The organism is Pseudoalteromonas sp. SWXJZ10B (assembly GCF_015864475.1).
GTDB classification, from domain to species: Bacteria; Pseudomonadota; Gammaproteobacteria; order Enterobacterales; family Alteromonadaceae; genus Pseudoalteromonas; species Pseudoalteromonas arctica.
In genome coordinates this window covers 219,396-245,457 of record NZ_JADYXD010000001.1, presented here as the reverse complement: position 1 = coordinate 245,457, position 26,062 = coordinate 219,396, and the positions used below count along the sequence as shown (strand labels likewise).

19 protein-coding genes are annotated in these 26,062 nt (G+C 39.0%); 6 read left to right on the top strand and 13 right to left on the bottom strand.

Annotated elements, in window-relative coordinates:
* Positions 1-106 precede the first annotated feature (106 nt).
* Together I6F54_RS01085 and I6F54_RS01080 are read left to right on the top strand one after the other, a co-directional pair.
* On the top strand, positions 107-1,189 hold the full coding sequence (locus I6F54_RS01085; protein ID WP_197139383.1) for an efflux RND transporter periplasmic adaptor subunit: 1,083 nt from the start codon (positions 107-109) through the stop codon (positions 1,187-1,189).
* A 2-nt stretch (positions 1,190-1,191) separates the two neighbouring features.
* Positions 1,192-4,260, top strand: a complete 3,069-nt coding sequence (locus I6F54_RS01080; RefSeq protein WP_197139382.1) for an efflux RND transporter permease subunit — start codon at positions 1,192-1,194, stop codon at positions 4,258-4,260.
* Between the two features lie 109 nt (positions 4,261-4,369).
* On the opposite strand, the gene I6F54_RS01075 is transcribed toward I6F54_RS01080, so the two are convergent.
* Positions 4,370-4,702: a PBPRA1643 family SWIM/SEC-C metal-binding motif protein gene (locus I6F54_RS01075; protein WP_197139381.1), complete on the bottom strand. Its 333-nt coding sequence runs from the start codon at positions 4,700-4,702 to the stop codon at positions 4,370-4,372.
* 344 nt (positions 4,703-5,046) lie between these two features.
* On the opposite strand from I6F54_RS01075, the gene I6F54_RS01070 reads away from it, so the two are divergent.
* From I6F54_RS01070 to I6F54_RS01060, 3 genes are all read left to right on the top strand, one after another.
* Complete coding sequence (locus I6F54_RS01070) at positions 5,047-5,787, top strand: putative quinol monooxygenase (protein ID WP_197139380.1); 741 nt, start codon at positions 5,047-5,049, stop codon at positions 5,785-5,787.
* Positions 5,788-5,879: 92 nt separating this feature from the next.
* Positions 5,880-6,137 carry a MetJ regulator of methionine regulon gene (locus I6F54_RS01065; protein ID WP_197139379.1) on the top strand — a complete coding sequence of 86 codons (258 nt, stop codon included), beginning with the start codon at positions 5,880-5,882 and terminating at the stop codon, positions 6,135-6,137.
* Between the two features lie 59 nt (positions 6,138-6,196).
* The gene (locus I6F54_RS01060) at positions 6,197-6,781 is read left to right on the top strand and encodes a hypothetical protein (protein ID WP_197139378.1); all 585 of its coding nucleotides are present in this window, start codon (positions 6,197-6,199) and stop codon (positions 6,779-6,781) included.
* Between the two features lie 22 nt (positions 6,782-6,803).
* Here the strand turns inward: I6F54_RS01060 and rluF are convergent, their stop codons facing one another.
* The 10 genes from rluF to I6F54_RS01010 form a co-directional block, all read right to left on the bottom strand.
* Positions 6,804-7,841 carry a 23S rRNA pseudouridine(2604) synthase RluF gene (gene rluF, locus I6F54_RS01055; RefSeq protein ID WP_197139377.1) on the bottom strand — a complete coding sequence of 346 codons (1,038 nt, stop codon included), beginning with the start codon at positions 7,839-7,841 and terminating at the stop codon, positions 6,804-6,806.
* Positions 7,842-7,927: 86 nt separating this feature from the next.
* Entirely contained in the window at positions 7,928-8,998 is a 1,071-nt protein-coding gene (locus I6F54_RS01050) for a DUF418 domain-containing protein (protein ID WP_165728071.1), read from the bottom strand.
* A 30-nt stretch (positions 8,999-9,028) separates the two neighbouring features.
* Positions 9,029-10,243 (bottom strand): EAL and HDOD domain-containing protein, encoded by a 1,215-nt coding sequence (locus I6F54_RS01045; RefSeq protein ID WP_197139376.1) that lies wholly within the window; start codon positions 10,241-10,243, stop codon positions 9,029-9,031.
* Between the two features lie 89 nt (positions 10,244-10,332).
* Positions 10,333-11,868 (bottom strand): glycogen synthase, encoded by a 1,536-nt coding sequence (locus I6F54_RS01040; RefSeq protein WP_197139375.1) that lies wholly within the window; start codon positions 11,866-11,868, stop codon positions 10,333-10,335.
* A gap of 82 nt (positions 11,869-11,950) precedes the next feature.
* On the bottom strand, positions 11,951-13,252 hold the full coding sequence (glgC, locus tag I6F54_RS01035) for a glucose-1-phosphate adenylyltransferase (protein WP_002958601.1): 1,302 nt from the start codon (positions 13,250-13,252) through the stop codon (positions 11,951-11,953).
* A 14-nt stretch (positions 13,253-13,266) separates the two neighbouring features.
* The gene (locus I6F54_RS01030) at positions 13,267-15,804 is read right to left on the bottom strand and encodes a glycogen/starch/alpha-glucan phosphorylase (RefSeq protein ID WP_121954772.1); all 2,538 of its coding nucleotides are present in this window, start codon (positions 15,802-15,804) and stop codon (positions 13,267-13,269) included.
* Positions 15,797-17,860 carry a glycogen debranching protein GlgX gene (gene glgX, locus I6F54_RS01025; protein WP_197139374.1) on the bottom strand — a complete coding sequence of 688 codons (2,064 nt, stop codon included), beginning with the start codon at positions 17,858-17,860 and terminating at the stop codon, positions 15,797-15,799. The genes I6F54_RS01030 and glgX overlap by 8 nt, the downstream gene beginning before the upstream one ends.
* Positions 17,853-20,123 carry a 1,4-alpha-glucan branching protein GlgB gene (glgB, locus tag I6F54_RS01020; RefSeq protein WP_197139373.1) on the bottom strand — a complete coding sequence of 757 codons (2,271 nt, stop codon included), beginning with the start codon at positions 20,121-20,123 and terminating at the stop codon, positions 17,853-17,855. Before glgB ends, glgX begins: the two co-directional genes overlap by 8 nt.
* Positions 20,124-22,118, bottom strand: a complete 1,995-nt coding sequence (gene malQ / locus I6F54_RS01015) for a 4-alpha-glucanotransferase (RefSeq protein WP_197139372.1) — start codon at positions 22,116-22,118, stop codon at positions 20,124-20,126.
* A 9-nt stretch (positions 22,119-22,127) separates the two neighbouring features.
* Positions 22,128-22,430: an isoamylase early set domain-containing protein gene (locus tag I6F54_RS01010; RefSeq protein WP_007580752.1), complete on the bottom strand. Its 303-nt coding sequence runs from the start codon at positions 22,428-22,430 to the stop codon at positions 22,128-22,130.
* Positions 22,431-22,813: 383 nt separating this feature from the next.
* Between I6F54_RS01010 and I6F54_RS01005 the strand changes: the two genes are divergently transcribed.
* Positions 22,814-23,746, top strand: coding sequence for a hypothetical protein (locus tag I6F54_RS01005; protein WP_007580756.1), 933 nt, complete (start codon positions 22,814-22,816; stop codon positions 23,744-23,746).
* Positions 23,747-23,805: 59 nt separating this feature from the next.
* Here I6F54_RS01005 and I6F54_RS01000 read toward each other — a convergent pair whose 3' ends face one another.
* Together I6F54_RS01000 and I6F54_RS00995 are read right to left on the bottom strand one after the other, a co-directional pair.
* On the bottom strand, positions 23,806-24,975 hold the full coding sequence (locus I6F54_RS01000) for a cache domain-containing protein (RefSeq protein ID WP_007580758.1): 1,170 nt from the start codon (positions 24,973-24,975) through the stop codon (positions 23,806-23,808).
* Positions 24,976-25,532: 557 nt separating this feature from the next.
* Positions 25,533-25,961, bottom strand: a complete 429-nt coding sequence (locus tag I6F54_RS00995) for an Lrp/AsnC family transcriptional regulator (protein ID WP_002958609.1) — start codon at positions 25,959-25,961, stop codon at positions 25,533-25,535.
* Positions 25,962-26,062: the final 101 nt, after the last annotated feature.

Here is a 26,062-nt window from a genome sequence, read left to right as displayed (position 1 = left end):
TTATAAGTAAAACTTATTGAGTTTCTAAAATTTAATGATTTTTATTTTATATGTTTGCAGCGTATGCTGCACTTAATTATTTTGCCATCATTGCAACGGAGAAGACATGAAACTCTTTCGTCTATGTTTATTAACTACGACACTACTAAGCTTACTTGCCTGTTCTGAACCAGAACAACAAGTTAAAGAAGAGCCCATTCGCCCTGTTAAATTATTCAACATAGGTCATGATTCTCAAACTAACATTCGTAGCTTTCCTGCTGAGGTGGTTGCAAACCAAGGATCTTACCTTGCTTTTAGGGTAAACGGTGAACTTATTAAATTTCCGGTTCTTGCTGGTGAACACGTTGAAAAAGGTGATTTATTAGCAAAACTGGACCCTGAAGATTTTCAGTTGCAGTTTGATGAGCGCAAAGCGCGCTTTGAATTGGCAAAATCACAACTTGGCCGTATTGAGCAATTGTTTGAGAAAAAAATCACCAGCCAATCAGAATTAGATCAAGCCACTGCTAATATGCAAATTGCTGAATCTGCATTTAGAATTGCACAAACGAACCTTGAGTACAGTGAACTACGCGCACCATTTTCAGGCACAGTGGCTAAGGTGTTTGTTAAAAACTTTGAAAATATTCAAGCAAAGCAAAATATATTACGCTTAGAAACACGCGATTTAATGGACGTAGAAATTCAGGTTCCTGAAAAAATAGTCGCTCGCTTTAAAAAAGGCACCGATTACCACCCTACTGTAAAGTTTGATGGCTTTGACGACAAAGAATACATACTTGATATTAAAGAGTGGGATACCCAAGCAGATCCTGCAACACTTACTTATAAAGTTGTATTTTCGCTACCAGTACCTGAGGACTTTAATTTACTAGCCGGTATGACGGGTAGCGTGCTTATTGATTTAAGTAAAGTAACGCGCTCGCAAGTTGCTTATACAATCTTACCTATCGAGTCGGTGTTTTCTGAGCCGCAAGAATCAATTGAAGATAACGCCTACGTATGGCTTTTTGATTCAAAAACTAGCCAAGTGCATAAACAAGCTGTAAAGGTTGGCCAGTTGCACCGCGATGGCATTGAAGTATTAAGCGGTATTGAAGAAGGCCAAATTGTGGTTTCTGCCGGTGTGCATTCACTAAAAGAAGGCATGAAAGTAAGAGCATGGAATAAAGAGCGAGGCTTATAATTATGAGCTTTGCACAACTCTCCATAGAGAAAAAAGTAATCAGTTGGATGTTTACGCTGCTGCTATTAATTGGCGGTAGTGTGTCGTACTTTGATTTAGGGCAACTAGAAGACCCTGAGTTTACGCTTAAAAAAGCCATGGTTATTACCATGTACCCTGGCGCTTCGCCGCAGCAAGTTGAAGAAGAAGTCACTTTTCCGATTGAAAACGCGATTCAGCAATTGCCTTATGTCGATTACGTTACGTCTATTTCATCTAACGGTAAATCACAAATTTCTGTAGAAATGAAAAGCAATTATCGTAAAGAACAGCTTCGCCAAATTTGGGATGAAATGCGTCGTAAAATTAACGACCTTTCTCCGTCATTACCCAGTGGTGTTTACCCAAGCACTATTTTGGACGACTTTGCCGATGTTTACGGTGTTATGTATTCGGTAACCGGCGATGGTTATTCGTATGATGAGCTTAAAGATTACGTCGATTTTTTAAAACGTGAGCTGGTATTGGTTAAAGGCGTTAGTAAAGTAACCGTTGCGGGGCAACAACAAGCGCAAGTAATGGTTGAAGTTTCTACGCGTAAACTTGCTCAATTAGGTATTGCGCCAAGCCATATATTCCAGTTATTACAATCGCAAAACACGGTATCTAACGCGGGTAAAATTCGCGTGGGCGATGAATCAATTCGCTTGCATCCTACTGGCGAATTTAAAGATGTAAAAGAGCTCGAAACCTTATTAATTTCAAAATCAGGTGCCAATGAGCTTATTTACTTAGGCGATGTAGCAAAGGTTTACAGAGAGTACGCAGAAGTACCAAATAACATTATTCGTTATAACTCTCAGCAAGCTTTACTTATTGGCGTGTCGTTTATGTCGGGTGTTAACGTGGTTGATGTGGGTAAAAACATAGACGAGCATTTAGCATCACTTGAATATCAACGCCCTCATGGTATTCACATAAATTCGGTATACAACCAACCACAAGAGGTTCAAAAATCGGTTGATGGTTTTATTATCAGCTTACTTGAAGCCATTGCGATTGTTATTGTTGTACTGCTGTTATTTATGGGTTTAAAAAGCGGCATTTTAATTGGTGGTATTTTACTGCTTACTGTACTGGGTACGTTTATATTTATGAAGTTGTTTGCCATCGACTTGCAACGTATATCGCTTGGGGCACTTATTATTGCTCTTGGTATGCTGGTCGATAACGCAATAGTCGTCACTGAAGGCATACTGATAAACCTCAAACGTGGCCAAACAAAACTCAAAGCGGCTGTTAATATTGTTGAGCAAACAAAATGGCCTTTACTAGGTGCAACAGTTATTGCAGTCACTGCATTTGCGCCAATTGGTTTAAGCTCTGATGCCAGTGGTGAATTTGCCGGTAGCTTGTTTTGGGTGTTGTTTATTTCGCTTTTATTAAGCTGGATAACAGCCATTACGCTAACGCCATTTTTTGCCAATTTAATGTTCAAGGAAAACGAATTTAAAAACGAAGAAGGCCAAGAAGATGAAGACCCATATAAAGGTTTTATTTTTAATGGTTACAAAGCAATTTTAGATTTAGCGCTGCACTTTAGAAAAGCCACGCTTATATTAATGGTTGTTTTACTGTGTACTGCGGTTATTGGTTTTGGCTCTGTAAAACAGTCGTTTTTTCCTGCCTCTAATACACCTATGTTTTATGTAGATTACTGGCAAGAGCAAGGCTCTGATATTCGCTCAACCCTAGAGGGCGTTAAAAAGCTCGAAGAGTTTTTACAAAAAGAAGACCTTGTTGAAGAAGTAACAAGCACAACAGGCCAAGGTGCACCGCGCTTTATGCTTACCTACGCGCCAGAAAAATCATACCCAGCGTACGGGCAATTAATTGTTCGTGTTGCCGACAGAGAAGCCGTAGCAACTGTAATGCAAACAGTGCGTGATTACTCAAGCAATCATGCACTCTCTGCACAGCTTAAAATTAAACCGATGGAAATTGGCCCCTCTACTGATGCAAAAATAGAAGCACGTTTTTCGGGCCCAGACCCTGTTGTTTTAAGACAACTCGCCGCTACAGCCGAAGAATTGATTGGTAGCGACGATGGCGCGTATAATATTCGTGATGACTGGCGCGCACGTACCAAAATGATTCGCCCACAATTTAACGAGCAAAAAGCACGTCGATTAGGCATTAGTAAATCAGACTTAGACAATGTATTACTAACGAGCTTATCGGGTAAACAAGTGGGCGTATATCGCGATGGTACGCAATTGCTGCCCATTATTGCTCGCTCTCCTGCTAACGAGCGCTTAAACGTAGAAAGCGTACACGACCTTCAAATATACAGCCCAGTATTGGGTGTATTTGTACCAGTGACTCAAGTTGTAGACGAATTTGATGTGCAGTGGGAAGACAGCCTAATAATGCGCCGCGATCGCAAACGTACTATTACAGTAATGGCCGATCACAATGTATTAGGGGACGAAACGCCCGCTAAATTATTTGCGCGTATTCGCGGCCCAATAGAAAACATGGAACTACCGCGTGGTTACCAACTAGAATGGGGCGGCGAGTTTGAGTCATCAAGCAAGGCGCAAAAAGCAATATTTGGCTCATTACCGCTGGGTTATTTAGCGATGTTTGCAGTCACGGTATTACTTTTTAACTCACTTAAACAGCCACTTGTTATTTGGGCAACTGTGCCGTTGGCTATTATTGGTGTAAGCGCGGGCTTGTTAGCAATGAATGCTCCGTTTAGCTTTATGGGGCTACTTGGTTTGTTAAGCTTAAGCGGTATGCTAATTAAAAACGGTATTGTATTAGTTGATCAAATAAATCTTGAATTAAGGGAAGGTAAATCGCCCTATGAAGCCGTGTTTGACTCTGGTGTGAGCCGTGTACGACCAGTTGCAATGGCAGCTATAACTACTATTTTGGGTATGATCCCGCTGCTATTTGACGTGTTTTTTCAGTCAATGGCGGTAACAATTATGTTTGGTTTGGGCTTTGCTACAATTTTGACTTTAATTGTAGTGCCTGTACTGTACACGATTATATTTAGAATTGATTACGAGCCACGTAAGTAGTTAAACATATAATTGGTTAACATTAAAAAATGCCACAGGCTCAAGGTCAGTGGCATTTTTATTTAATACCGATGAAAAAAGAAAGGCTACATATTTAGTTGTTAAGAAACTAACCGCAACACTTCTTATATTTTTTGCCGCTACCACATTCACAAGGTGCGTTACGCTCTGGTACTTTATCAAATACTTGTGGTGTTGACTTGCTAAGCGCAAAGTCTAGTTCGCGAATATCTTCTGGTACGTCTGCTTTAACTTCAATTGAAGCAAACAGCGAATGCTCTTCTAGTATTGCTTCTATTTCCGATTGTCGTTCAGCTGAGTTTACAATTAGCGTTAACGGGTGCAACTCTGTGCCTACCTTTGCAGTACGATTTGGCGCAAATCCATTACTGTTATTTTTACCCATTATGTCGGGCTTACCCATAAAGAAAAATTTTGACATGTTACTTCTATAACCTTTCTACATTATTAAGACGGCGCATCTTAACAGCTTACCCTTCATATAACTAAGTGTACTTGTAAATAGCTTAACAACACGTCTATAAAGCAATTTTAACTTAAAAATTTAAATGGCCTGCAAAATAGGCTAACCACTATTATATACATTTACTATAAACTGATTAAATAAATGCGATTATTATCAACATTTAAATACTCTGTACACTTAGCTTCGTTATCTAAGCACTTACCAATTAAGCGATAGGTATGCTAACTAGGGCGATAGAAATTGCCTTTAACTTTTTAGCCTCACTTATACAGAGGCAATTTATTTAAGTAGAGAAAGTCATGTTTAAAAATTTTGGATGGATAGTAGAAGCTAAACTTAATGCTGGTGAACTTGAAAACTTTAAAGCGGTGATGAATTCACAAGTTAATCGCGCACTTAATGAAGTTGGCACTAAAAATTATCAATATTATATGTCTGATGCTGGCGATGTTTTAGTTTACGAACGCTTTCCTGATGCAGACTCTTCACACGAACATATTGAAAATTGGGACGATCATTCAGCACGTTGGATGGCGGTTGCTGCACCTACACGCATGGTGCATTTAGGCGAATTACCTGATGATGTTCGTGAGCGTCATGCGGCTTTAAGCCCTCTTTGGCTAAAACCATTTGGTGGCTTTTCTCGCGAAGAAGAACAAACGAGTCAAATTAACAAAAACGGTGATACGACATTTGATAATTTTGGCTGGATTGTTGAAGCCAAGCTAAACCCTGGCCAGTTAGATGCCTTTCGTGAAGTAATGAATTCACAAGTAGAACGTGCAAAAACAGAGCCTGGTACACTAAATTACCAATATTACATGTCTGACGATGGCGATATTATGGTTTATGAGCGCTTTAGAGATTTAGAAGCCTCGCACATACACATCCAAAACTGGGCTGATCATGCAGAGCGCTGGATTGCTGCAGCAACACCAACACGTATGGTTCATTTGGGTGATTTACCTAAAGAACTAACCGATAAACATGCTGCACTGTCACCACTTCTATTAAAGCCTCTAGGTGGTTTTGCAAAGTAAATATGGATAAATACTAAATTCGTAATATAGTTAAATGCCACTGACTAAACTCAGTGGCGTTTTAGTATCTAACTCAATATTATGGAAAAGCCTTGGAAAACTTTAAAATTGCAGTATTAATAGCGGGCAGTCTTTTTATACTTTTTGGTTATTTACGCTTTATAAGTGACGATAATGGTAACGTGAACTTAAACAACTACCGTTTTACAGGGGGCATACTACTGGTTATTTCCGGTATGTTCGATGGCACTCGCGACCTTGTTAAGCGCCTGCGCTCTAAAAACTCGTTATCGGCGATTACAATTTATTTAGGTATACTCTTATTTTATATTGGCTTTAGCATTCAATAGCTAAACATTAAGCGCTAGTTTGGGCTTTATACAAGCAGCATTTTATAAGTGAATACCCCGTGACCTTTAAACAACTATTCAACAGCGCTCTGCTACTTTTAGCAACGGCTCCTCCACTGGTTTTACTTGCATGGGATGAACAAGCCGATCCCGCTTTTATTCCCAACGGTATATATAACACTTTAACATTTACGTTACTTCCAATAATGACAATCGTGTTATCAGTTGCTTTATTTAGGCACCTATATAAAAAATACAATAATAACTTTGAATTTAAACATACGGTTAAAGATTATATTGTTGAACACGGGAAATTCCGCTCAGTATTTATACCAATCGGTTTACTTATTTTAATTTACTTATGGTTGTGGACGTCAGTATGTATTTCAGTAAAGTTACTGGCTAATAAATACGGCGATAATATATGGCAGCAAGAATATCAGTTACTCGAAGTAGGTACTTGTCCAACTGATTATGAATACAGTTGCGCAAAACTGACTGTACTGGATTTAAAAAGCTATAAAAAGCACACTTTTAGATGGTATTTAAATAAAGGTAGATTGGTGGGTTTGCAAAATAACAACGTAAACTTAGTGGGCGTTAAAAGCCCACTTGGTAATATAGTACAAGAAATACAGTGGTAGTAGAATACCACTTAGCTGCACATTATTTTTTTAGACTGAGAATACGGTCCGAGCTTGGTTTTGAGTCTGATTTAGCATTAGACGACTTGTTCTCTTTAATGCTTTTTGGCTTACCCACATACGTTGTAGAACGCTTTTGGTAAGGAGTATTACTGCGCTCATTTTTGCGCTCTCCGTTAGCGTTGCTGCGCTCAGAGTTACGATTTGTATTTCGCTCAGTACTACGCTCATTATTTCGATCACCATTATTAAACCGTCGTGGGTTTTCGCCCTGAAAATCACGTTTTTTAGGTGCTAAAGGTGCATTATTTTCTGATTGCTTATTAGTATCAAGCGAGTGCTCTTGGGTTTTACCAGAATCAGAAATCGAATCGTTTATTTGCGCCATTTCAATATCTGACAAGTGACGCCACTGCCCTACTTTTAAACCTTTAAGTGTTACGTTCATTATGCGCGTACGTTTTAAGGTTACAACTTCGTAGCCTAAGTATTCACACATGCGGCGTATTTGACGGTTTAAACCTTGAGTAAGTACTATTTTAAATTCTTTGGGGCCACTTTGCGTTACTTTACATTCTTTAGTAACGGTATCTAAGATAGGCACGCCATTCGCCATTTTTGTAACAAACTGACGATTAAGCGGTTTATCTACCGTAACAACGTATTCTTTTTCGTGATTATTGCCCGCACGTAAAATTTTATTAACGATATCGCCTTCGTTAGTTAAAAATATAAGCCCTTCAGACGGTCTATCTAAGCGCCCTATTGGGAATATACGCGTAGGATAATTTACCGCGCGAATAATATTACTTTGAATTTTACTTTCGGTAGTACACGTTATACCAACGGGTTTATTGTAGGCAATGTAAACGCGCTTTGGCGTGGCTTTAAGCGGCTTACCATCAATTAATACAACATCGGTAGCGGCTACTTTTACGCCCATTTCTGGTGAGTAGCCATTAACGCTGACACGACCTTGCTCAATATATTTATCGGCTTCGCGGCGTGAACAAAATCCTGTTTCACTAATAAATTTATTTAAACGTTTTAATTCGGTCATGGCACTTATAGCGTAGTAATTTTTAAGGCGAGTAGTGTAAACCACCCACACTATTTTTTCGCCCCTAATTTACTATTTATAGACGTTTAAGCACTAATTTTTGCTTTCGTTAATTTACGCCATACATATTCAAGCGGACCTTGATTAAAATAGCGGCTGTATATAAAGGTAAATATGAGCTGCAGCACAACTAAACCCGTTGCTACTAACCAGTAATCAATACGATCAAAACTGAGTACCCAGTGCGTAAATAGCACTTTATATAACAATAATTGCATGAGTGTTTGGCTAATATATAAAGTAAATGCTAAGCGCCCTGCTTGTTGAATAAGCGTGCCGACGTGTGCCTTGTTATTGCAAAATTTAACAATTAAATGAATATAAAGCGTAGCCATACCTAGCGCCGCAAACATATTTACAAATTCTTGCACTCCATACCCTAAGCTGCCACTAAGCTGTGATGCATAAAGCCTAACACCACAAAAAATAATGGTTATTGCAACGCAAATTATTAATTGCTGAGTCGTTAAGCCTTTACTAAAAACATCTTGTTTATATAAATAAATACCAATGAGCATAAGACCCACGCACATCCACATTATCATTATTGGCACCATAACAAGCATCAATGTGTTCATGGCGAGGTTACTAATAAAGTAATCAATATAGTGTGGGTTATATAAATCTATAAACTGTGCTGAATCGCGGTAAATCACTTCATCGGGTACGCTAGATATAACAAGCACGGTAGCTACACCCGATAACAAAATAAACTCAAGTCCTCTTTTTAAAAGTACGTTGCTATCACTCTCTAAATATTTAATAACAAACCAGCCAGATACACCGTAAACAAATAAAATATCACCTGCCCAAAGTAAAAACCCGTGCGCTAAACCAAAGAGTATTAACCAATAAAGCCTACTTTTTAATTGCACCTCAGACTTATAACGTTGCCATTGAATGTAAAGCCCGGCGCCAAAAAGCAAACTAAACAGCGTTCTAAAACGCCCATCTACAAACACGCTGCTAAAGGTGTGAATAATTGAGTCGCTAACAGGAGGATTAGTTAAAGAGGTATACCCGTATTCAAAAAGGCCGAAGGCGTAAGCATTCATGTAAACTAGGCCAAGCACGGCAACGCCGCGAATAAAGTCCATATTATAATTGCGCATTAAAGCTATTATCCGTTAAATATTATTCTTATAACTGTCAGCCCAATCGACTGACTGCTGGTAAAGTGGAGGTAGTATAGCACTATCTATATTTAGCAAAAGTACCGCTTGCTCAAGTGCCCACCAGCTTCCTGTTTCGTATGCTTTAACAACATTTAAAATATAATACAGTGTGTTTTTATCCCCTAATAATGCCGTTTTTATTTCATCAGGAAAAGGGAGCTTTTCAACAAGTAAGCTCATGGGTTGATCAAGGATTGCATCGAGCAGTGAAAATAATCCGGTTAAAAATGCTTCGCCTGACTGGCTCTTATTAACCTTTTTTGCTAATAACTCACAAAAACGTGCGCGTACAACACACACTTGCATTAGCTCTGCCGGTTTTTTACCTGCGGTATGAGCAGTAACAATAAGGCTCACAAACTTTTTAAGGCGTTCATGCCCTAAATACACAAGCGCTTGCTTGAGTGACGATATTTGGCTTTGTATAGGAAACACACCGCTGTTTATTAAACGCAGTAATTTATATGCAAGTGCAGCATCAAGCTCAAACAGACCCGATATAGCTTTTATATCTGGACTTGTTTTCATTATCTCGGCGTAAATAGCGACGACTAAACCATAGTTATAGTCAATGTCATTTTGTTTGATCATGGTGGGTTTTGCAAAAAAATAGCCTTGAAAATAATCAAACCCCATATCAAAGGCGAGCTTGTAATCGTCTTGGGTTTCTATTTTTTCGGCTAGTATTTTTATTTGTTTATGCGCTTGTAACTTATTAATTATGGGCTGTATTTCGCTAAGAGGTGTAATTGCAATATCAAACTTAATGAGTTTAACAAGCTTTAAAAAACGATCCCACTGTGGTTTATATACAAAGTCATCGAGTGCAAGTTTGTAGTTACTATGAAATAAACCTCGGCATAGTTCATAGTTATCGTCGGTGGGTTCGATGGTTTCGAGTAACTCAATTACAACATCTTGGCATGGTAAAAAAGCACATAAATCGAGTTTTAAAGATTCCGGCCCTATATTAATGAGCGCCTTTTTACCTGATGTAATATGACGTGTGCCTAAGTTAAGTTGATTTTCCATAATAAGCCTTGCTGTTGCTTGGCCTTCGGCAATATCAGGAAAATAATTTTTAGGACTATCACGAAAAAGTAGCTCATAGGCTACTACTTTTTTACTTCTATTGAATATTGCTTGCCTTGCAACAAATACAGACACATCACCTACTTCTTAGTTTTTATATAATACTAAGTAATTAAACCTTAAGCAGGCACAATTGTCACTAAACTTTGTAGTGCAGTAACGATTTACCGATATAAGGTTGTTATATAATCAGTTGCCACTTGTGGCCACGAAAAACGCATTTGCTCTGCGCTGTGCTTAATTTTATGCCACTTTTTAGGATTTTGCTTTTTAATTAAGAGAGTTTCGTCTAAACAGCTAATTAAATTACTCGTTTGCGTTGCTAACGTATCTCCATTAAAGCTAAAACCATTTTCGTGGTGTTTAACTGTATCTTTTAGTCCGCCAACACTGTGAACTAAACACGGTTGCCCCGCACGCATTGCTAGCATTTGGCTAATACCGCAAGGTTCAAATGAGCTTGGCATTAAAAATAAGTCACCTAATTGATACATTAAATCGCCAACACCTTGACCATAACCCTTCAAAAATAAAAGATTGGAATTACGTGCCATTGCTTTGGTAAATATGCTTTCGAGCTCTTTGTCACCCGAGCCGAGAATAATAAGTCTGCCGTTATGTTCATTAATGACTTGGCACACTTTATCAATAGCTAAAGCCTCATTAACCTGCTGGCACAATAACAACACTTTTTGCTCTGTAAGTCGGCCAACGCTTGTGACTAATGGGCCATTATTAACCGTTGCTTTAAATTGCTGTAGTCGTTGGTGCGCAATATAGTAGCCGCTTTGTAACTGCTCGCTATTAGCCATCCAAGTAAATAAAGTGTTCTCTGCTTGGCTATAAAAATCAGCGAGAGTTGCTCCTTCAAGTGCATTGCTTGGATATTCGCAGCCATTTAAAATACCGACAAGCTTACCTTGGCTTGCTGCATTTTGCAGATCTTGCTCAAGCCCTTCGCCACCAAAAAAACCATGCTCGTAATTACTAGGTTCAAGAACCTCTTGGCTGTAGGTTGGTGATACAACATGTATTTTATCGCAAAGATTTATTGCACTGCGCATAGGATTAAAGCAATGAGGGTAACGCGGGTCGCATAGTTGCTGGCCATTATAACTAAGTGACGGAAACCATGCCTCTAAGCTTGAGTCGTCGTGTTTAAAAGGTCTTATACCTTGCAGTGCAATATTATGCACTGTGTAGGCAATCGGTAAGGTATTAAGTGAGCTATAACGTGGCTCAAACTTAAGTAAAACTGCAACGCAGGCGCTGTGCCAATCATGTAAATGTAGCGCTGTAGGGCGCTTTAATACACCTTGTAATAATGCTTCGCAGACAGCTGCATTAAATAAAGCAAATTTTGTCGCATCAGTTGCAAAAGGCCTCCCCGGTGCATCGTTACAATATACACTACCTAATTCACTAAATAGCGGGTGGCTAATAACAATTTGGCTTACATTATTTTGGGCTTGTTGTACTTCAAAAACTGTTAATACATGCGGTTGAGCATTAAATGCAACGGTTACTTCACCTATATAAATACGCTCAAGCGGCTCAAACCCGTAGTCAGGAATAACAACGTCAACCGTTATACCTTGCTTTGCGAGCGCCCTTGGGGCATCGCGTACTACATCTGCCACACCGCCTACTTTTGCGCCTGGTAACGCGTCATTTTCTGCTGCAACCATTAATACATGCATTAATTTACTACTTCCTTTAGACCTGTGTGGGCTTGCTCATGAATGAGCAAGCTTTGTTGTCGTGCTTAATATTTAACGTATTTTACGCTAGCTTTTTATTCTCACGCGCTTGGCGCTCTAACTTTTTTGCAAGCTCAGTGAGCATATCACGAGTAACAAGAACGATGCCTTTCTTAGATACTCTAAAGCCATTTTCTTCATCTGTTTTTTTGTCAAAACCGATTTCGAGACCTGCCGGTATTTCACAGCTCCTATCTATAATCGCACGCTTAATTTTACAACCTCGATTTATAACCGCACCGGGTAAAATTACCGACTGCTCAATGGTACAAAATGAGCGAACGTGGACATTAGAAAACAAGAGTGACTTTCTAACCGCAGAGCCCGAAATAATACACCCACCCGACACAGTTGAGTCTAATGCCATACCGCGCCTATCTTCGTCATCAAAAATAAACTTAGCAGGTGGTAGTTGCTCTTGATATGTCCATATTGGCCACGTTGGGTCGTATAAATCAAGTTGTGGTTCTGGCATTACCAATTCCATATTAGCCTCCCAGAACGAATCTAGTGTACCTACATCGCGCCAATAAGGTTGCCCCTCTTGGTTTGGATCTCTAAATGGGAAAGCAAATACATTATGCTCTTCTATAATTGCTGGAATAATATCGTGACCAAAATCTCGGCCAGAGCCTTCATTCTCAGAATCTTTTTTAAGTTGCTCAAACAAAAATTCAGTATTAAAAATGTAATTCCCCATTGATGCTAAACATGTACCTGGCTTGCCGGGTACGGAGCTCGGCATTGCTGGTTTTTCATCAAAACGACACACTCTGTTTTCTTCATCAACGGTCATTACACCAAACGTATCTGCGGCTTCCTCTACTGGGACTTCAATACAACACACTGTCATATCTGCGCCCTTTTGCACATGTTCAGCCAATAAAGCGCCATAGTCCATGCGATACACATGATCTCCAGACAAAATCATCACATATTTAGGGAGTTCGTGACGAATAATATCTATGTTTTGAAAAACAGCATCTGCGGTTCCACAGTACCAATCATCACCTTGGCGCTGAGATGCAGGTAGTATTTCAACCGACTCACCCAGCTCTTTTTTAAAGTGGCCCCACGCGCGGTTTACATGGCGAATTAATGAATGCGATTTATATTGTGTGGCAATACCAACGCGTCTCACACCCGAGTTAATGCAGTTTGATAGTGGAAAATCAATAATTCGATGTTTACCACCAAAGTAAACTGCTGGCTTTGCTCGCCAATCGGTTAGCTCATGCAGGCGAGAACCGCGACCCCCTGCCAGTATTAACGCGTAAGTTTCTCTGGTTAGGCTACTTATGTAGCGATTTGCATAATTGGGCATAATACTCTCTCCATTTAGTCTAGGCTGTTAGTGGCATGGCTTTTAGTTGTCGTTAAGTCTGTTTCACTAATATTGAGGGGTTCTAAATGCCAAATGTCTTCACTGTATTGGCTTATGGTTCTATCACTTGAAAACATTCCACTGGCTGCCGTATTTAAAATACTCATTTGTGTCCAGTAGGTTTGATCTGCGTAAGCTTTATCAACTTCTTTTTGAGCTGCTACATAACTTTCAAAATCGTGCGCAACAAGCCATGGATCGTGCGGGCTCTTAATTGCATTTGTAATATCGTCAAATAAGCATGGTTCAAACAAGTTAAAATGGCCGCTTTCGAGTAGTTGCATTACATTATTTAAATCGCTATTTTGCGCGATTAAATGCTCAGGATTGTAACGTGACTTAATATCATCAATTTGATGAGCTTGTGCCCCAAACAAAAAGAAGTTGTCTGCACCAACGGCGTCTCTAATTTCAATGTTTGCACCATCCAGCGTGCCGATCGTCAATGCACCATTCATCATAAACTTCATGTTGCCAGTACCAGACGCTTCTTTGCCTGCGGTAGATACTTGCTCTGACAAATCGGTTGCAGGACAAATCACTTCCATAGCGGTTACGTTGTAATTAGGTAAAAAGGCGACGCGTAAATACGGGGCTGCTAACGGGTCTTTATTTATAACCTCTGCCACGTTATTAATAAGCTTAATAATTTTTTTAGCCATGTAATAACCCGGTGCTGCTTTACCACCTAATAAAACACAGCGAGGAACAAGCCCTTGGGTATCACCACGGCGAATACGGTCATATAAATGAATCACATGAAGTATGTTTAATAGCTGACGTTTGTATTCGTGAATACGTTTTACTTGTACGTCAAACATCATCGATACGTCAAAATCAACATCGCAGCGCGCCTTAACTAAATCAACTAAACGCTGTTTGTTTTCGCGTTTAGCATTTTGCCATTGCCCATGAAATGCTTTGTCATCGTAAAAGCGACGTAGGTCGCTAATTGTTGAAAAGTTTTTAACCCAGTCATGACCAATTTTTTCGCTGATTAATTTACTTAAAACGGGATTACAATGTGCAAGCCAACGTCTTGGGGTAACACCATTTGTTTTGTTATTAAACTTATCTGGCCAAAGCGCGTAAAACTCTTTAAATAAGCCCGCTTTTAACAGTTCGGTATGCAGTGCTGCTACGCCATTTACAGAGTAACTCCCTACAATGGCTAAGTAAGCCATACGAATTTGCGGCTCATCGCCCTCTTCAATCAACGACAATGCACGCTGTTTATTAACATCACCCGGCCATTGCTGTGCAACTTGTGCTAAAAAGCGTGCGTTTATCTCGTAAACTATTTCTAAAATGCGTGGTAATAATTTTGAAAACAACGAAACAGACCACTTTTCAAGCGCTTCAGGAAGTAGCGTATGGTTTGTGTAGGCCATTGTTTTAGTAGTGATTTGCCAAGCATCGTTCCAATCAAGTTCGTAATCATCAATTAAAATACGCATCAGCTCTGCAACAGCAATACTTGGGTGTGTATCGTTTAACTGAAAAACATGAAAATCAGCAAAGTCGCTAAAGTTCTCGCCATGTTGGGAAACCCACTGATCAACTACGTCTTGAATACTCGCAGATGATAAAAAGTATTGTTGGCGCAATCTAAGCTCTTTACCATTTTCGCTGCTGTCGTTTGGATACAGCACCATGGTAATTTGTTCAGCTAGGTTTTTTTGTGCGACGGCTTCTGAGTAACTGCCTGCATTAAATTCGGTCAAATTAAATTCATCTGTCGCTTCTGATTTCCATAAGCGTAGCGTATTTACAATATTGTTTTTATATCCTGGGACAGGGACATCGTAAGGGACAGCTAATACATCTTGTGAACTCATCCATTGACGATGCTCTCGGCCAAATTTATCCGTGTAACTTTGCACGTAGCCGCCAAATTTCACACGTTTTGCATGCTCTGGCGCGCTTAGCTCCCATGGGTGCCCTTCGCGCAGCCAGTTATCTGGTTGCTCAATTTGGTTACCATCTTTAATGGATTGGTTAAACATGCCGTATTCGTAACGAAGGCCATAACCAATGACAGGTAACGCTAGACTTGCACAACTATCTAAAAAACAAGCAGCTAGGCGGCCTAAACCACCGTTACCTAAACCTGCGTCGTGCTCGGCATCTTCAAGCGTTTCTACTGTTGTGCAGTATTCTTGTAATGCAGCAGCAACTTGGTCGTCTAAATCTAGGTTTAGTATTGCATTACCTAGCGCACGTCCCATTAAAAATTCAAGAGAAAGGTAAGCCGTTTTGCGGCGTTTCTCTTGCTTAATTTGTTGATTCGTTTCTCTGCAGCGGGCAACAAGTCTGTCGCGAATAGTCAGCGCTAAAGCATGGTATAAATACAGTCTTGATTCGCCGACCTTATCGCGACCTAGGGTATAATAAAAATGCCGTGTTAAGTCATCTTTAAGCGTACTTTCATCTATAACAGGACCTTCTTGCCAGCCCTTTACTACACACACTTGTTCACTTTGTTTAGCCATGACTTACATCCTCTAAATTAGCACTAAAAACCCAACTACTTTGTGCTGAAATTTCAACCATCACATCTTCATTACTACTCACAGATGCATTATTTACACTTGATAAAACCATTTGCCACGGCGCATTAATAGGCGAAGGCGGCATTTGGCAAAAAACTGTTTTTTTACTGGCATTAAATACCATCAGTAATGCATGATTGTTTTGCTTATCAAGTAAGCTATACATTAAAAACTGTCTGGTATCTTCATGCCAATGAGCGTCGGTCATGGTTTTACCTTGTTCAGTAAACCACTTAACGGTAAAACGCTCGTCTATATCATCTAAAAATACACTGTGTTTGAACGCACTGTGCCCGCGTCTAATTTTTAAAGCATCATCAATAAATCGTGTTAGCGAATGATTAAGTTGAGAATCTTTCCAGGCAAGCCAGCTAGTGCGATTATTTTGGCAATAAGCATTGTTATTACCCCCTTGAGAGTGCGCCATTTCGCTGCCAGCGGCAATCATGGGAACACCTTTTGAGAGTATTAAAGTAAGTAAAAAGTTCTTTTGTTGTTGCAAACGCAGTGCGTTTATTTTTGAGTCACTGGTAAAGCCTTCTACTCCACAGTTAAACGAATGATTTGCACTGTGCCCATCTCTGTTTTGCTCACCATTAGCTTCGTTATGCTTTTCTTCATAACTCACTAAATCGGCAAGCGTGAAACCATCATGACTCGTTATAAAGTTAATGCTATTAAGTGGTCCACGTTGGCTGTGCTCAAAAATATCAAACGATCCATGCAAACGTTTTGCAACGCTTGCTATAATGCCTTTTTCACTTTGCCAAAAACGCCTAATTACATCGCGGTATTGATCGTTCCATTCTCGCCACGGCGGCGGAAATGCACCCAACTGATAGCCACCAGGGCCGATATCCCACGGCTCGCTTATTAGCTTAACCTTGTTTAGCACAGGGTCTTGAGCTACCACTTGTAAAAAAGTATGTGCGGAGCTAAAGCCTGTTTTTGAGCGACCTAAAATGGTCGCTAAATCAAACCTAAAACCATCAACCCCCATTACCTCAACCCAATAACGAAGGCTATCAAGTACAAGTTGCAGTGTTTTAGGGTGGTCAATATTTATGGTATTGCCACAGCCGGTATCGTTTATATATACATCAGGCTGCCCCTCTACTGTGCGGTAATACGCTAAGTTATCAAAGCCTCTTAGCGATAATATAGGGCCATCTGCCCCCGCCTCTGCTGTATGGTTATAAACAACATCTAAAATAACTTCTATGTCGGCTGCATGAAGCTCTTGCACCATTTGCTTAAACTCGTTTATATCGTCGTTTACCAAATAGTCTTTATGAGGGGTAAAAAAGTTAAGCGTGTTATAACCCCAGTAGTTTTGCAGCCCTTTTCCTGTTAAAAATTGCTCACTAATAAATGAATGAACAGGTAAAAGCTCAACTGCTGTAACGCCAAAGCTTTGTAAGTGCTCAATAAAGCTTGGGTGGCTTATCCCTAAAAACTTTCCTTGAAGAGATTTAGGGATTTTAGGATGACGACACGTTGTGCCCTTAACATGACACTCGTAAATAACCGTGTTTGACCAACGGTGGTTTGGCTTTTTATCCGCATACAAAGTAGGAGCCGCTACTTTTGATTTAGGTATATCAATGGCATTATTTACGGTGCTTTTAGTGCCAATTGGCATTTGCCCGTAATGGCGTTCGCTCCAAGTAAACTCACCAAACAAGTCTTTTGCGTACGGGTCTATAAGTAGCTTATTTTCGTTAAATAGTTGACCATTTTTAGGATTATATTCACCCTCAACTCTAAAGCCATAAAGTGCGCCTGCGCTTAATGGCGAAATATGAATACTCCAAACCCCCCCTTCGTTGATATTCATCGCCATTTTTAGGATTTCTGAATGGCCACTTTTATCAAACAAACACACATAGGCTTGGCTTGCACCTGGCGCATAAAGCGCGAAGTTAACCCCATTATTAATAACACTAGAACCTAGCGGTTCTACATTACCGGGGGCTACATCAAATTGGTTACTCATCATCAACCTTTTGTAAGTAAATAGTTGTTAAGCCACCAATGGCAATTGAAATACTGTGTTTAAAGCCATGATTTGATTCATTTATTGCCTGAACTATCTGCGATGAATCTTTAGTTACCTCAACGCCAGAGCCAAAAAACTGAGTATCGTCTGTATTTAAAACAACTTTATAACGCCCTTTACTCGGTACGCCAATAACGTAGTTTTCATATGACGCGGGGGTAAAATTAGCAATAACAACCACAAAGTCTTTTGCGTTTTTAGCATAGCGAACAAAGCTTAAAATGCTCTGCTGATTATTATTGTTATCTATCCAGGTAAAACCAGCCGCGCTCGAATCTAACTCATACAATGCGGGTTGGTTTTTATAAACGGTATTGAGCGCTTTTACGGTGTGCTTTATACCGTTATGGCTTTGGTGCTCAAGTAAATGCCAATCGATAGAATGATCGTGTCCCCACTCTTTTCGCTGTGCAATTTCACCGCCCATAAACAAGAGTTTTTTACCCGGATGTGCCCACATAAATGCGTAGTAAGCGCGTAAATTAGCAAATTTCTGCCAATCATCGCCTGGCATTTTTTCAATTAACGATCCTTTACCGTGGACTACTTCATCGTGGCTTAATGGCAATATATAGTTTTCACTAAAAGCGTATACTATCGAAAAAGTCATTTCGTGATGATGATGCTGACGGTATAAAGGGTCGTGCTGCATGTAATGCAAACTATCGTTCATCCAACCCATATTCCACTTATAGCCAAAGCCTAAGCCGTTGTGCTCAACACTTTGGGTGACACCCGGCCACGCTGTTGACTCCTCAGCCACCATCATAATGCCTGGGTTGTTTTTATAGCTGCGCATATTGACTTGCTTTAGGCACTCAATTGCACCTAAGTTTTCGCGCCCGCCATAACAATTAGCAATCCACTCGCCTTCTTTTCGGCTGTAATCTAAATACAACATAGAGGCTACGGCATCTACACGCAGACCATCTAAACCAAATTGATGTAACCAATACATAGCATTTGAAATCAAAAAGCTTTTAACTTCAGGGCGGTCGTAGTTATAAATGTAGGTATTCCAATCAGGATGAAAACCTTGGCGCTTATCGGCATGCTCATATAAATGAGTGCCATCGAATCGATGTAAGCCATGCGGATCGCTGGGGAAATGCCCAGGCACCCAATCAAGTAAAATACCTAAATTAGCTTTGTGGCATTGCTCTACAAAGTATTTAAAGCTGTTGTAATCGCCAAAACGACTGGTAGGTGCAAATAAACCAACAGGCTGATACCCCCACGAACCATCAAACGGGTATTCACTTATTGGCATAAGTTGAAGGTGGGTAAAATTCATTTCAAGGGCGTAGCTAACGAGTTTGTCAGCAAGCTCTGTGTAACTTAAATAGCGGTTGTTTTCAGCGCGTTGCCATGAGCCTAAATGCACTTCATAAATACTAATTGGCGCATCAATATGATTACGCTTTTGTCGGTTTTGAAGTGCCTGAGCGCCGAGCGTTATAGGTTCTGGTTTATACTGCAGTACACTTGCAGTACCTGGTGCTTGTTGCATTTTAAATGCATAGGGGTCAGCTTTTTCGAGTACTTCTCCACTTTGGGCGGTAATTGCAAATTTGTAGCACATGTCGGCTTTAAGACCTGGTACGAATAACTCCCATACACCACTTGCAGGATGGAAACGCATAAAGTGGCGATTAGCTTGCCAAAAATTAAACTCACCAATAATAGAGACACTTGCTGCATTAGGCGCCCATACACAAAAGCGCACACCCTCTACATTTTGTTGAGTGCTAAAATGTGCACCAAAATGAGAGTAAGCATGTTCAAGGCTGCCTTCGTTAAATAAATACATTGCCTCTGCATCAAGTGTGCTTTCAAAGCTGTATTCATCATAAAAGGTAGTGCTGCTATTTGTGTACTGAGCAATGCATTGATAAGGCGCAGTGGGCAGCGCATCAACTTTGACTATAAATAAGTCACTTTGTTGGTAGCGCTGCGCCTTAATACTTTTATTATTTAATGTAACACTCACACTTATTGCACAAGGTAAGTAAAAACGAATTTCAACCTCAGCATCCGTTTTATGTGCCCCTAAAAAGCTAAATGGGTCTTTAAATCGTCCGGTATTTAATGCATGTACTTGTGCATCGTAACTATTTTCATGTACTGAGCTGTCCTGTAATGAATTAGCAAGCTCTGAGCTGTCCTGCGCTGAAGATTTTTTATTAATTGTACTGCTCATTTAACCTTTCCTTATTGAATCGATTGCAGCTAAAAGTGAGGCATTTTTGGTAAAAATTTCTTCACTGGTATGCGTTAATACACGTCGCCAATTAGGATATTCTTTGTCTGTCCCGGGGATATTAACCGGATACTTCTGCTCATCTAAATCATCTATTTGTATTGCAAATAAACGCGATTGAGAACCCGCCAAACATAATGCTAGTGCGTTATATACTTCGACTGAATTACTATGTAATAGAAGCTCGGTTGTATTGGTATGGCGATTAATAAATCGTAGTATCCTATGTTGCTCTTCTATTCGTTGTTGCTTTAATTGCTCGTATTCATTGCAAGTAATAAGCTTGTATTGTTGCTTAATATTTAAATCAGCATGCTGCCACCAACCTGTAAAAGGCGGTACATCATGATTGGCTATCATTAACAAACACTGTGTTGCTAGCTCATCAGTCGATAAAAACTCACCACTGTGTTGTTTTTCAAAATAAAATAAGCTGTTAGAAAAAATACCGCTAGATGCCAAAGCCTGCCTTACCTCTGGCGGCACAACGCCTAAATCTTCTCCAATAACAATACTCTGATTAATATGTGATTCAATTTTTAAAATGGCGAGTAAGTGCTCAAACGGGTAGTAAACATAACAGCCATCTTGTTCACTATTGCTTTCAAAGCACCACCATAGGCGCCTAATAGCCATTACGTGGTCAATTCTAAGTCCACCTACATTTTGCATGTTTGCGCGAATGAGCGAGCGATAGAATTGGTAGTGATTATTACTAAGACTTTGAGGATTTAGTGCTGGAAGCCCCCAGTTTTGGCCAGCTTCGGCCCATGGATCAGGTGGAGCGCCTACACTTGCACCTTGGCTAAACAACGACTGCTGATTTTTAAACTCGGCCCCATCGCCAGCACAACCAACAGCTAAGTCGTTTATTAAGCCAATAGCCATACCTCGCTCTGCACAACTTTTTTGACACAGTGCCAATTGCATATGCGCTTGCCACTGCAGGTAATAATCAAATGTTAAGTTGTCTGATTCGAGGGTATTTAACGTAGTTGAATGAGTATTACAAAAATCAGTAAACGCTTGGCGACGCTCATCACTTGCCGTTAATTCAAACTGATTATAAAGCGCTTCAAATAACGCATACTTTATACGGCTTACATTTTCATAATCTATAAATTGATCATTACTTTTTATAAGTGTAATTACATCGTCTCGTTGCATGAGGTCATGTAGAACTGCGTTATTTTGTGCGTCTTCGCTTAATACTATAGAAATATAAAGAGGGTTTAATAAAGCCCGACTACTAGGGCTATAAGGGCTTGCACGCTCTGGCATATCAGCAAATAACAAATGCAGTGGGTTAAGTAATATGTAATCCATATTTTGCGAGCTGCATAATTTTGTAAGCGTTAGTAAATCGTCAAAGTCGCCAATACCTAAATGCGCTTTATTTTTTAATGTGTAAAGCTGAATAGATAACCCTGTGCGCTTTGTGTCTTCAACTTGATAGACTTGCTCAGGCACGCACCAAATTTGTGTAATAGCGTGTTGCTCACCTACCTGAACATTGGCGTCATGATAGCCAATTGGCATATTATCTATGGGTAGTGCCAGCTCAATATAGCGAACGCCATGTAAGTAATATTCACCTGTAACTGCCAAATTATAAAGGTTCTCAACCGCTATATTAATCCCAAGAGAAGGGACATTAATGTTGGCGGCTAAATACTGCTGACGTTCGTCTATACGAAGCTTTAAAGCGCATTTTTTTTGGTCAACCAAACTCACACTGGGTACTAAATCCAGCCAAAGCGATGCATCTAAATCATAAGTTAGTTGAGTTATTTCGGCTTCGTTATTTGTATCAACACCGCAACATTGCAAAGCACGTTTACGCGTGTCTTCGCTAAAGAACACCTGTTCACCTGTATACTTAGTGAATTCAAAGCCAATACCATGCAGGTAAAACAACTGCGAAAGAGCATCCATTGAATCGCCTTAATTAATGCGTTGAGTATTTACTATGCTGTTTTCTGTGCCAAATGTATTGCCAATATAACCATCAGCTTGGTGGTCGTTATCCCAAATGTCTCCATTTATTAAATAACGAAAGTGAAATTGTTGATCGATAGGTAAGCGTTGCTTAAATTTAAACACACCTTGTTTTTTATTAAGCTTCATTGGCACAGGTTGCCAATCATTAAATTCGCCTAGTAAGCAAACTTCTTCTGCCTCTGGATGAGAAAATTCAAAGGTTACTTCAGCTTCATCTTTTGTTTTAAAAAAACGTTTATTCAACATAGCAGGCTCCAACTAAACCAAAAAGGGTACTTAATCTTTGCCACAGGCCATACAACTAAACAAAAAGGCGATGTGGATTCCATTCAAAATCATTAAACACGTTGTAAGTTAACCAAAACTTTATTTACGCATTGTTACAGTGCAACAATTCATTTTTTCTGCACTTAAAAAGTGCGGTTAGTATATAAACAATCTTTTTTAAAAAGCTCAGTAGTACAGAGCAATATTTGAACCAACTAAGCGTACATCACATATTATTTATTTAATCGAATTTAAAGTTAAATAATCCAAAAGTATTGCCTAAATTTATAAAATTCTTTTGTTCTGTACTTTCATCAGCGATAATACACAGCATCTTAATACTCTGAAATATCATAATTTTCATGTTGAAAAAAAGCATTTTAATAACTATAGCCATCATCTTTTTAATAATAGCCACACTTGTTGGTTCTTCAATCTATACCCTTTATAGTAAAAAAGAAATCTCAGTTGATCCTAAATTAAAAGAAATCTCAGGTATTGAATTTGATAAACAAAAACGTCTATGGGCTATTAACGACGGAGGCAACGAACCCAAGCTTTACCGCCTTAACAAAGATGGTTCTATCGCCAAAGAAATTTTGGTTGAAAACGCTAAAAACATTGATTGGGAAGACATGACCCAAAACAAATTTGGGCACTTTTTTTTAGGGGATTTTGGTAATAACAAAAATGATCGTAGATGGCTCACTATTTATAAAATAGAAAACCCTATAGATATAAAAACAAACACAACCCAAGCCGAAATAATTAAGTTTACCTACCCTGAAATGGATGGCAGTCCAATAAAACCCAATGACCGCAATTTTGATTTAGAAGCATTTGTAGCACTAGGTCGTCATTTATATTTATTTACTAAAAACCGCACAGAACCTTTCGATGGTATTACTAAAGTGTATAAAGTGGGCGATCATGCAGCAAATTTTGATGCTGAGCTAATTGACTCTTTTAAAACGTGTACCACGCTTGAAAAACTATGCTGGATAACCTCTGCGGCGCTCAGCCCCGATCGTAAAAAATTAGTCTTACTTGATTCAACAAGTCTTTGGTTATTTGAAAACTTTGAAGGTGATAAGTTTTTCTCTGGTGATGTATCAAAAATAGACTTAGGGATTGTTACTCAAAAAGAAGCAGTCACCTTTTTTGATGACAATACGATTGTATTTACAGATGAAGAGTTTAAAGGCATAGGCGGTAATGCTTATTTTATAAAGCTTGATAAAGCCAAAAAAGAAGTTATAAGAAAAAAACCTATTTCAGAAAAAACACTTCCATAGCATATAGTTAGCTAAGCTGAAGCATTAAAGCTTAGCTAACTTATGTGAAAGGTAATGAGTTAATTACTCTTTGCGTTTGACGAATGAAGTGCTTTTTCTACATCAACACCTAAAATTAACACTCCAATATGACTATTATTATCATCTAAAACAGGAAAACTTAGCTGAACTTGAAAATGATGTGTTGATGCATCATATGTGACGCTATCAAAGTTAAAATCTTTTGACTGTTTAAATATTTTAGTAAACTTATTTTCATCTCCTTGCCAGTAGTCACTGGTTAGCTTACTAATAGCGATGTTTTTTCCTTGGTTATCAGTCAATATCAGCTCAGTAACAACACCTTTAAATTGTAATTGCCATTTTTTAAATACTTTAGATAACGGTAAATTAAGCATAGTTAACCCATCAGGGTGCTCAACTTGTTTACTTTCTTTTATCCATAGCCGGTCTAGTTTTTTAATTTCAGATTCACTTAAGGGAGACTCATTACTTATTTGAACTTGTTCTACTAAACTAGGTAAGTTTAGTAAGGTTTTAGCACTACTGGACAACCTATCAAGTATTTGCTTTTCTTCACTTTTTGATAGTGAAAATGGAGCCTGCGCGCAAGTATTTATATTTTCATCAAACTGCTGCATAAATTTAGGGAAGCGTTTAATAAGTGAATGCGAAGCAAATAATCCCAAAGGCACATACCTAAAAAATTCTCTTTGATACTCATCTTCATTAATGCCTAGCTTAGAGGCTGCTAATTCAAAATCGTCTAAATCAAGTAGAATTCTATCAATCCGCTTATGGTGCATAACATTTACTATTTCTTCTAATGAATTTACTTCTACCTCAGCAATAATATTCTGAGTTTTAAACCAATTAGCCTGATAACTCCCTCTTACTGCACCATAACGCATTTTATTTTTTGGTTTATTAATGCTCTCTGGATGAGTAAACCAGTACCAGCTTTCTAAAAAGATGGGGGATGATATGCGCCCATAGGCCTTCATTTCAGGCATTAAATGAGTTGTGAAATAACCATCTAAGCGGTCTAACTTTACTTCTCGACGTGCACGTAACCATGGCAAGGTTTGTAGCTGAAAAGGGGCTCCCATTTCAAATAAAATACACTCAACTTGGTTGACTGCATTATCAGGTGCAGTGGTGGGTAAGTTTGTTCCAAACTGAAGAGGCTCAGTTAAACCCAATAAGAGGGTAAAAAAATATGCAGGCATAATCCATTACTAAATATTGTACAAATTAAAATGAGTATAGTCATCCATATTAAAAAAGCATAAATTCTCCTTACAAAATTTTGTATCTTATCAATGGCTTCAATTTTTAAATCTATGTTCTACTGCTATTAGCTTATAAAAAGTACACTTAAATATTTAAATTAATGCATTTATATCTAGGGTCTGTTGATCTTTGAGGATTAAAATTCGTTCAAACTAGGCGCTATTTAATCGCGGCGCGAGATTTGTAACCTAGTGGGCTCAATAACTGCTCCTGCGTTGTTCTAATGGCTTACATCCATGTAAGAATAAGTAAAAACCGAGCAAAGAGTAAATAGCGCCTAGGAAGGACCCTTTGAGCAGCGCCTGTTTGGCATTAATGCTACGTTATCGCCCATTTATGGGGAGTAACCACACTGCATAGGCTCTGCCTTGCCTGAATACTAAACAGGCTACTGAAATTCAACCTTGAAAGATCAACAAACCCTAGCCTTTCTATTACTTACCTAAAGTATACCGAGTGTTCACTTAACGACTAAAACAAAAACTCACTGACTCTAGCGCTTAAATTTAGTTTCTAAAATAACAGAAGATGTTGTGCGCTCTACTCCATCCAGATTTCCTATATCGTCTAGTAAATGGCTAAGCTGCTCTAAATTTTGAGCCTGTACTACAGCAATTAAATCAAACTCACCACTTATGGCATAGAGCTGCGAAATTGCATCAATTTGCTTAAGCTCGATATTTGTTTTAGTTGTTAATTTTTGTCTTACTTTTATAGACACATGAGCTGATACCATTTTACTGAGGTAGTCGTCACCATAATCAACGCTATAGCCTTTAATTACACCCGTTTCTTCTAGTTTGAGCATACGGCTTTGTACCGTTGAACGAGATAAGTCAAGCATACGAGCAAGGTCAGAAATACTCGCTCTAGCATTTGTTTTTAGTACAGAAAGTAGCTTTTCATCTTGTGGAGTTATCATAATGGTTATTTTCTTCGTTATTTTGTCTTTTATTTTAATCATTTTTCACAAAATAGCACTGCAATTTTAATAGCTAACCTTCGATAATGACCTCTACAAGA

Excerpts from the sequence above, each read along its gene's own strand:
- I6F54_RS01010 (WP_007580752.1), bottom strand. The coding sequence starts at position 22,430 with ATGTTGAATAAACGTTTTTTTAAAACAAAAGATGAAGCTGAAGTAACC.
- malQ (WP_197139372.1), bottom strand. The coding sequence starts at position 22,118 with ATGGATGCTCTTTCGCAGTTGTTTTACCTGCATGGTATTGGCTTTGAA.
- glgB (WP_197139373.1), bottom strand. The coding sequence starts at position 20,123 with ATGAGCAGTACAATTAATAAAAAATCTTCAGCGCAGGACAGCTCAGAG.
- glgX (WP_197139374.1), bottom strand. The coding sequence starts at position 17,860 with ATGAGTAACCAATTTGATGTAGCCCCCGGTAATGTAGAACCGCTAGGT.
- I6F54_RS01075 (WP_197139381.1), bottom strand. The coding sequence starts at position 4,702 with ATGTCAAAATTTTTCTTTATGGGTAAGCCCGACATAATGGGTAAAAAT.
- I6F54_RS01070 (WP_197139380.1), top strand. The coding sequence starts at position 5,047 with ATGTTTAAAAATTTTGGATGGATAGTAGAAGCTAAACTTAATGCTGGT.
- rluF (WP_197139377.1), bottom strand. The coding sequence starts at position 7,841 with ATGACCGAATTAAAACGTTTAAATAAATTTATTAGTGAAACAGGATTT.
- I6F54_RS01000 (WP_007580758.1), bottom strand. The coding sequence starts at position 24,975 with ATGCCTGCATATTTTTTTACCCTCTTATTGGGTTTAACTGAGCCTCTT.
- I6F54_RS01040 (WP_197139375.1), bottom strand. The coding sequence starts at position 11,868 with ATGCATGTATTAATGGTTGCAGCAGAAAATGACGCGTTACCAGGCGCA.
- I6F54_RS01050 (WP_165728071.1), bottom strand. The coding sequence starts at position 8,998 with ATGGACTTTATTCGCGGCGTTGCCGTGCTTGGCCTAGTTTACATGAAT.
- I6F54_RS00995 (WP_002958609.1), bottom strand. The coding sequence starts at position 25,961 with ATGATAACTCCACAAGATGAAAAGCTACTTTCTGTACTAAAAACAAAT.
- I6F54_RS01030 (WP_121954772.1), bottom strand. The coding sequence starts at position 15,804 with ATGGCTAAACAAAGTGAACAAGTGTGTGTAGTAAAGGGCTGGCAAGAA.
- I6F54_RS01085 (WP_197139383.1), top strand. The coding sequence starts at position 107 with ATGAAACTCTTTCGTCTATGTTTATTAACTACGACACTACTAAGCTTA.
- I6F54_RS01080 (WP_197139382.1), top strand. The coding sequence starts at position 1,192 with ATGAGCTTTGCACAACTCTCCATAGAGAAAAAAGTAATCAGTTGGATG.
- glgC (WP_002958601.1), bottom strand. The coding sequence starts at position 13,252 with ATGCCCAATTATGCAAATCGCTACATAAGTAGCCTAACCAGAGAAACT.
- I6F54_RS01005 (WP_007580756.1), top strand. The coding sequence starts at position 22,814 with ATGTTGAAAAAAAGCATTTTAATAACTATAGCCATCATCTTTTTAATA.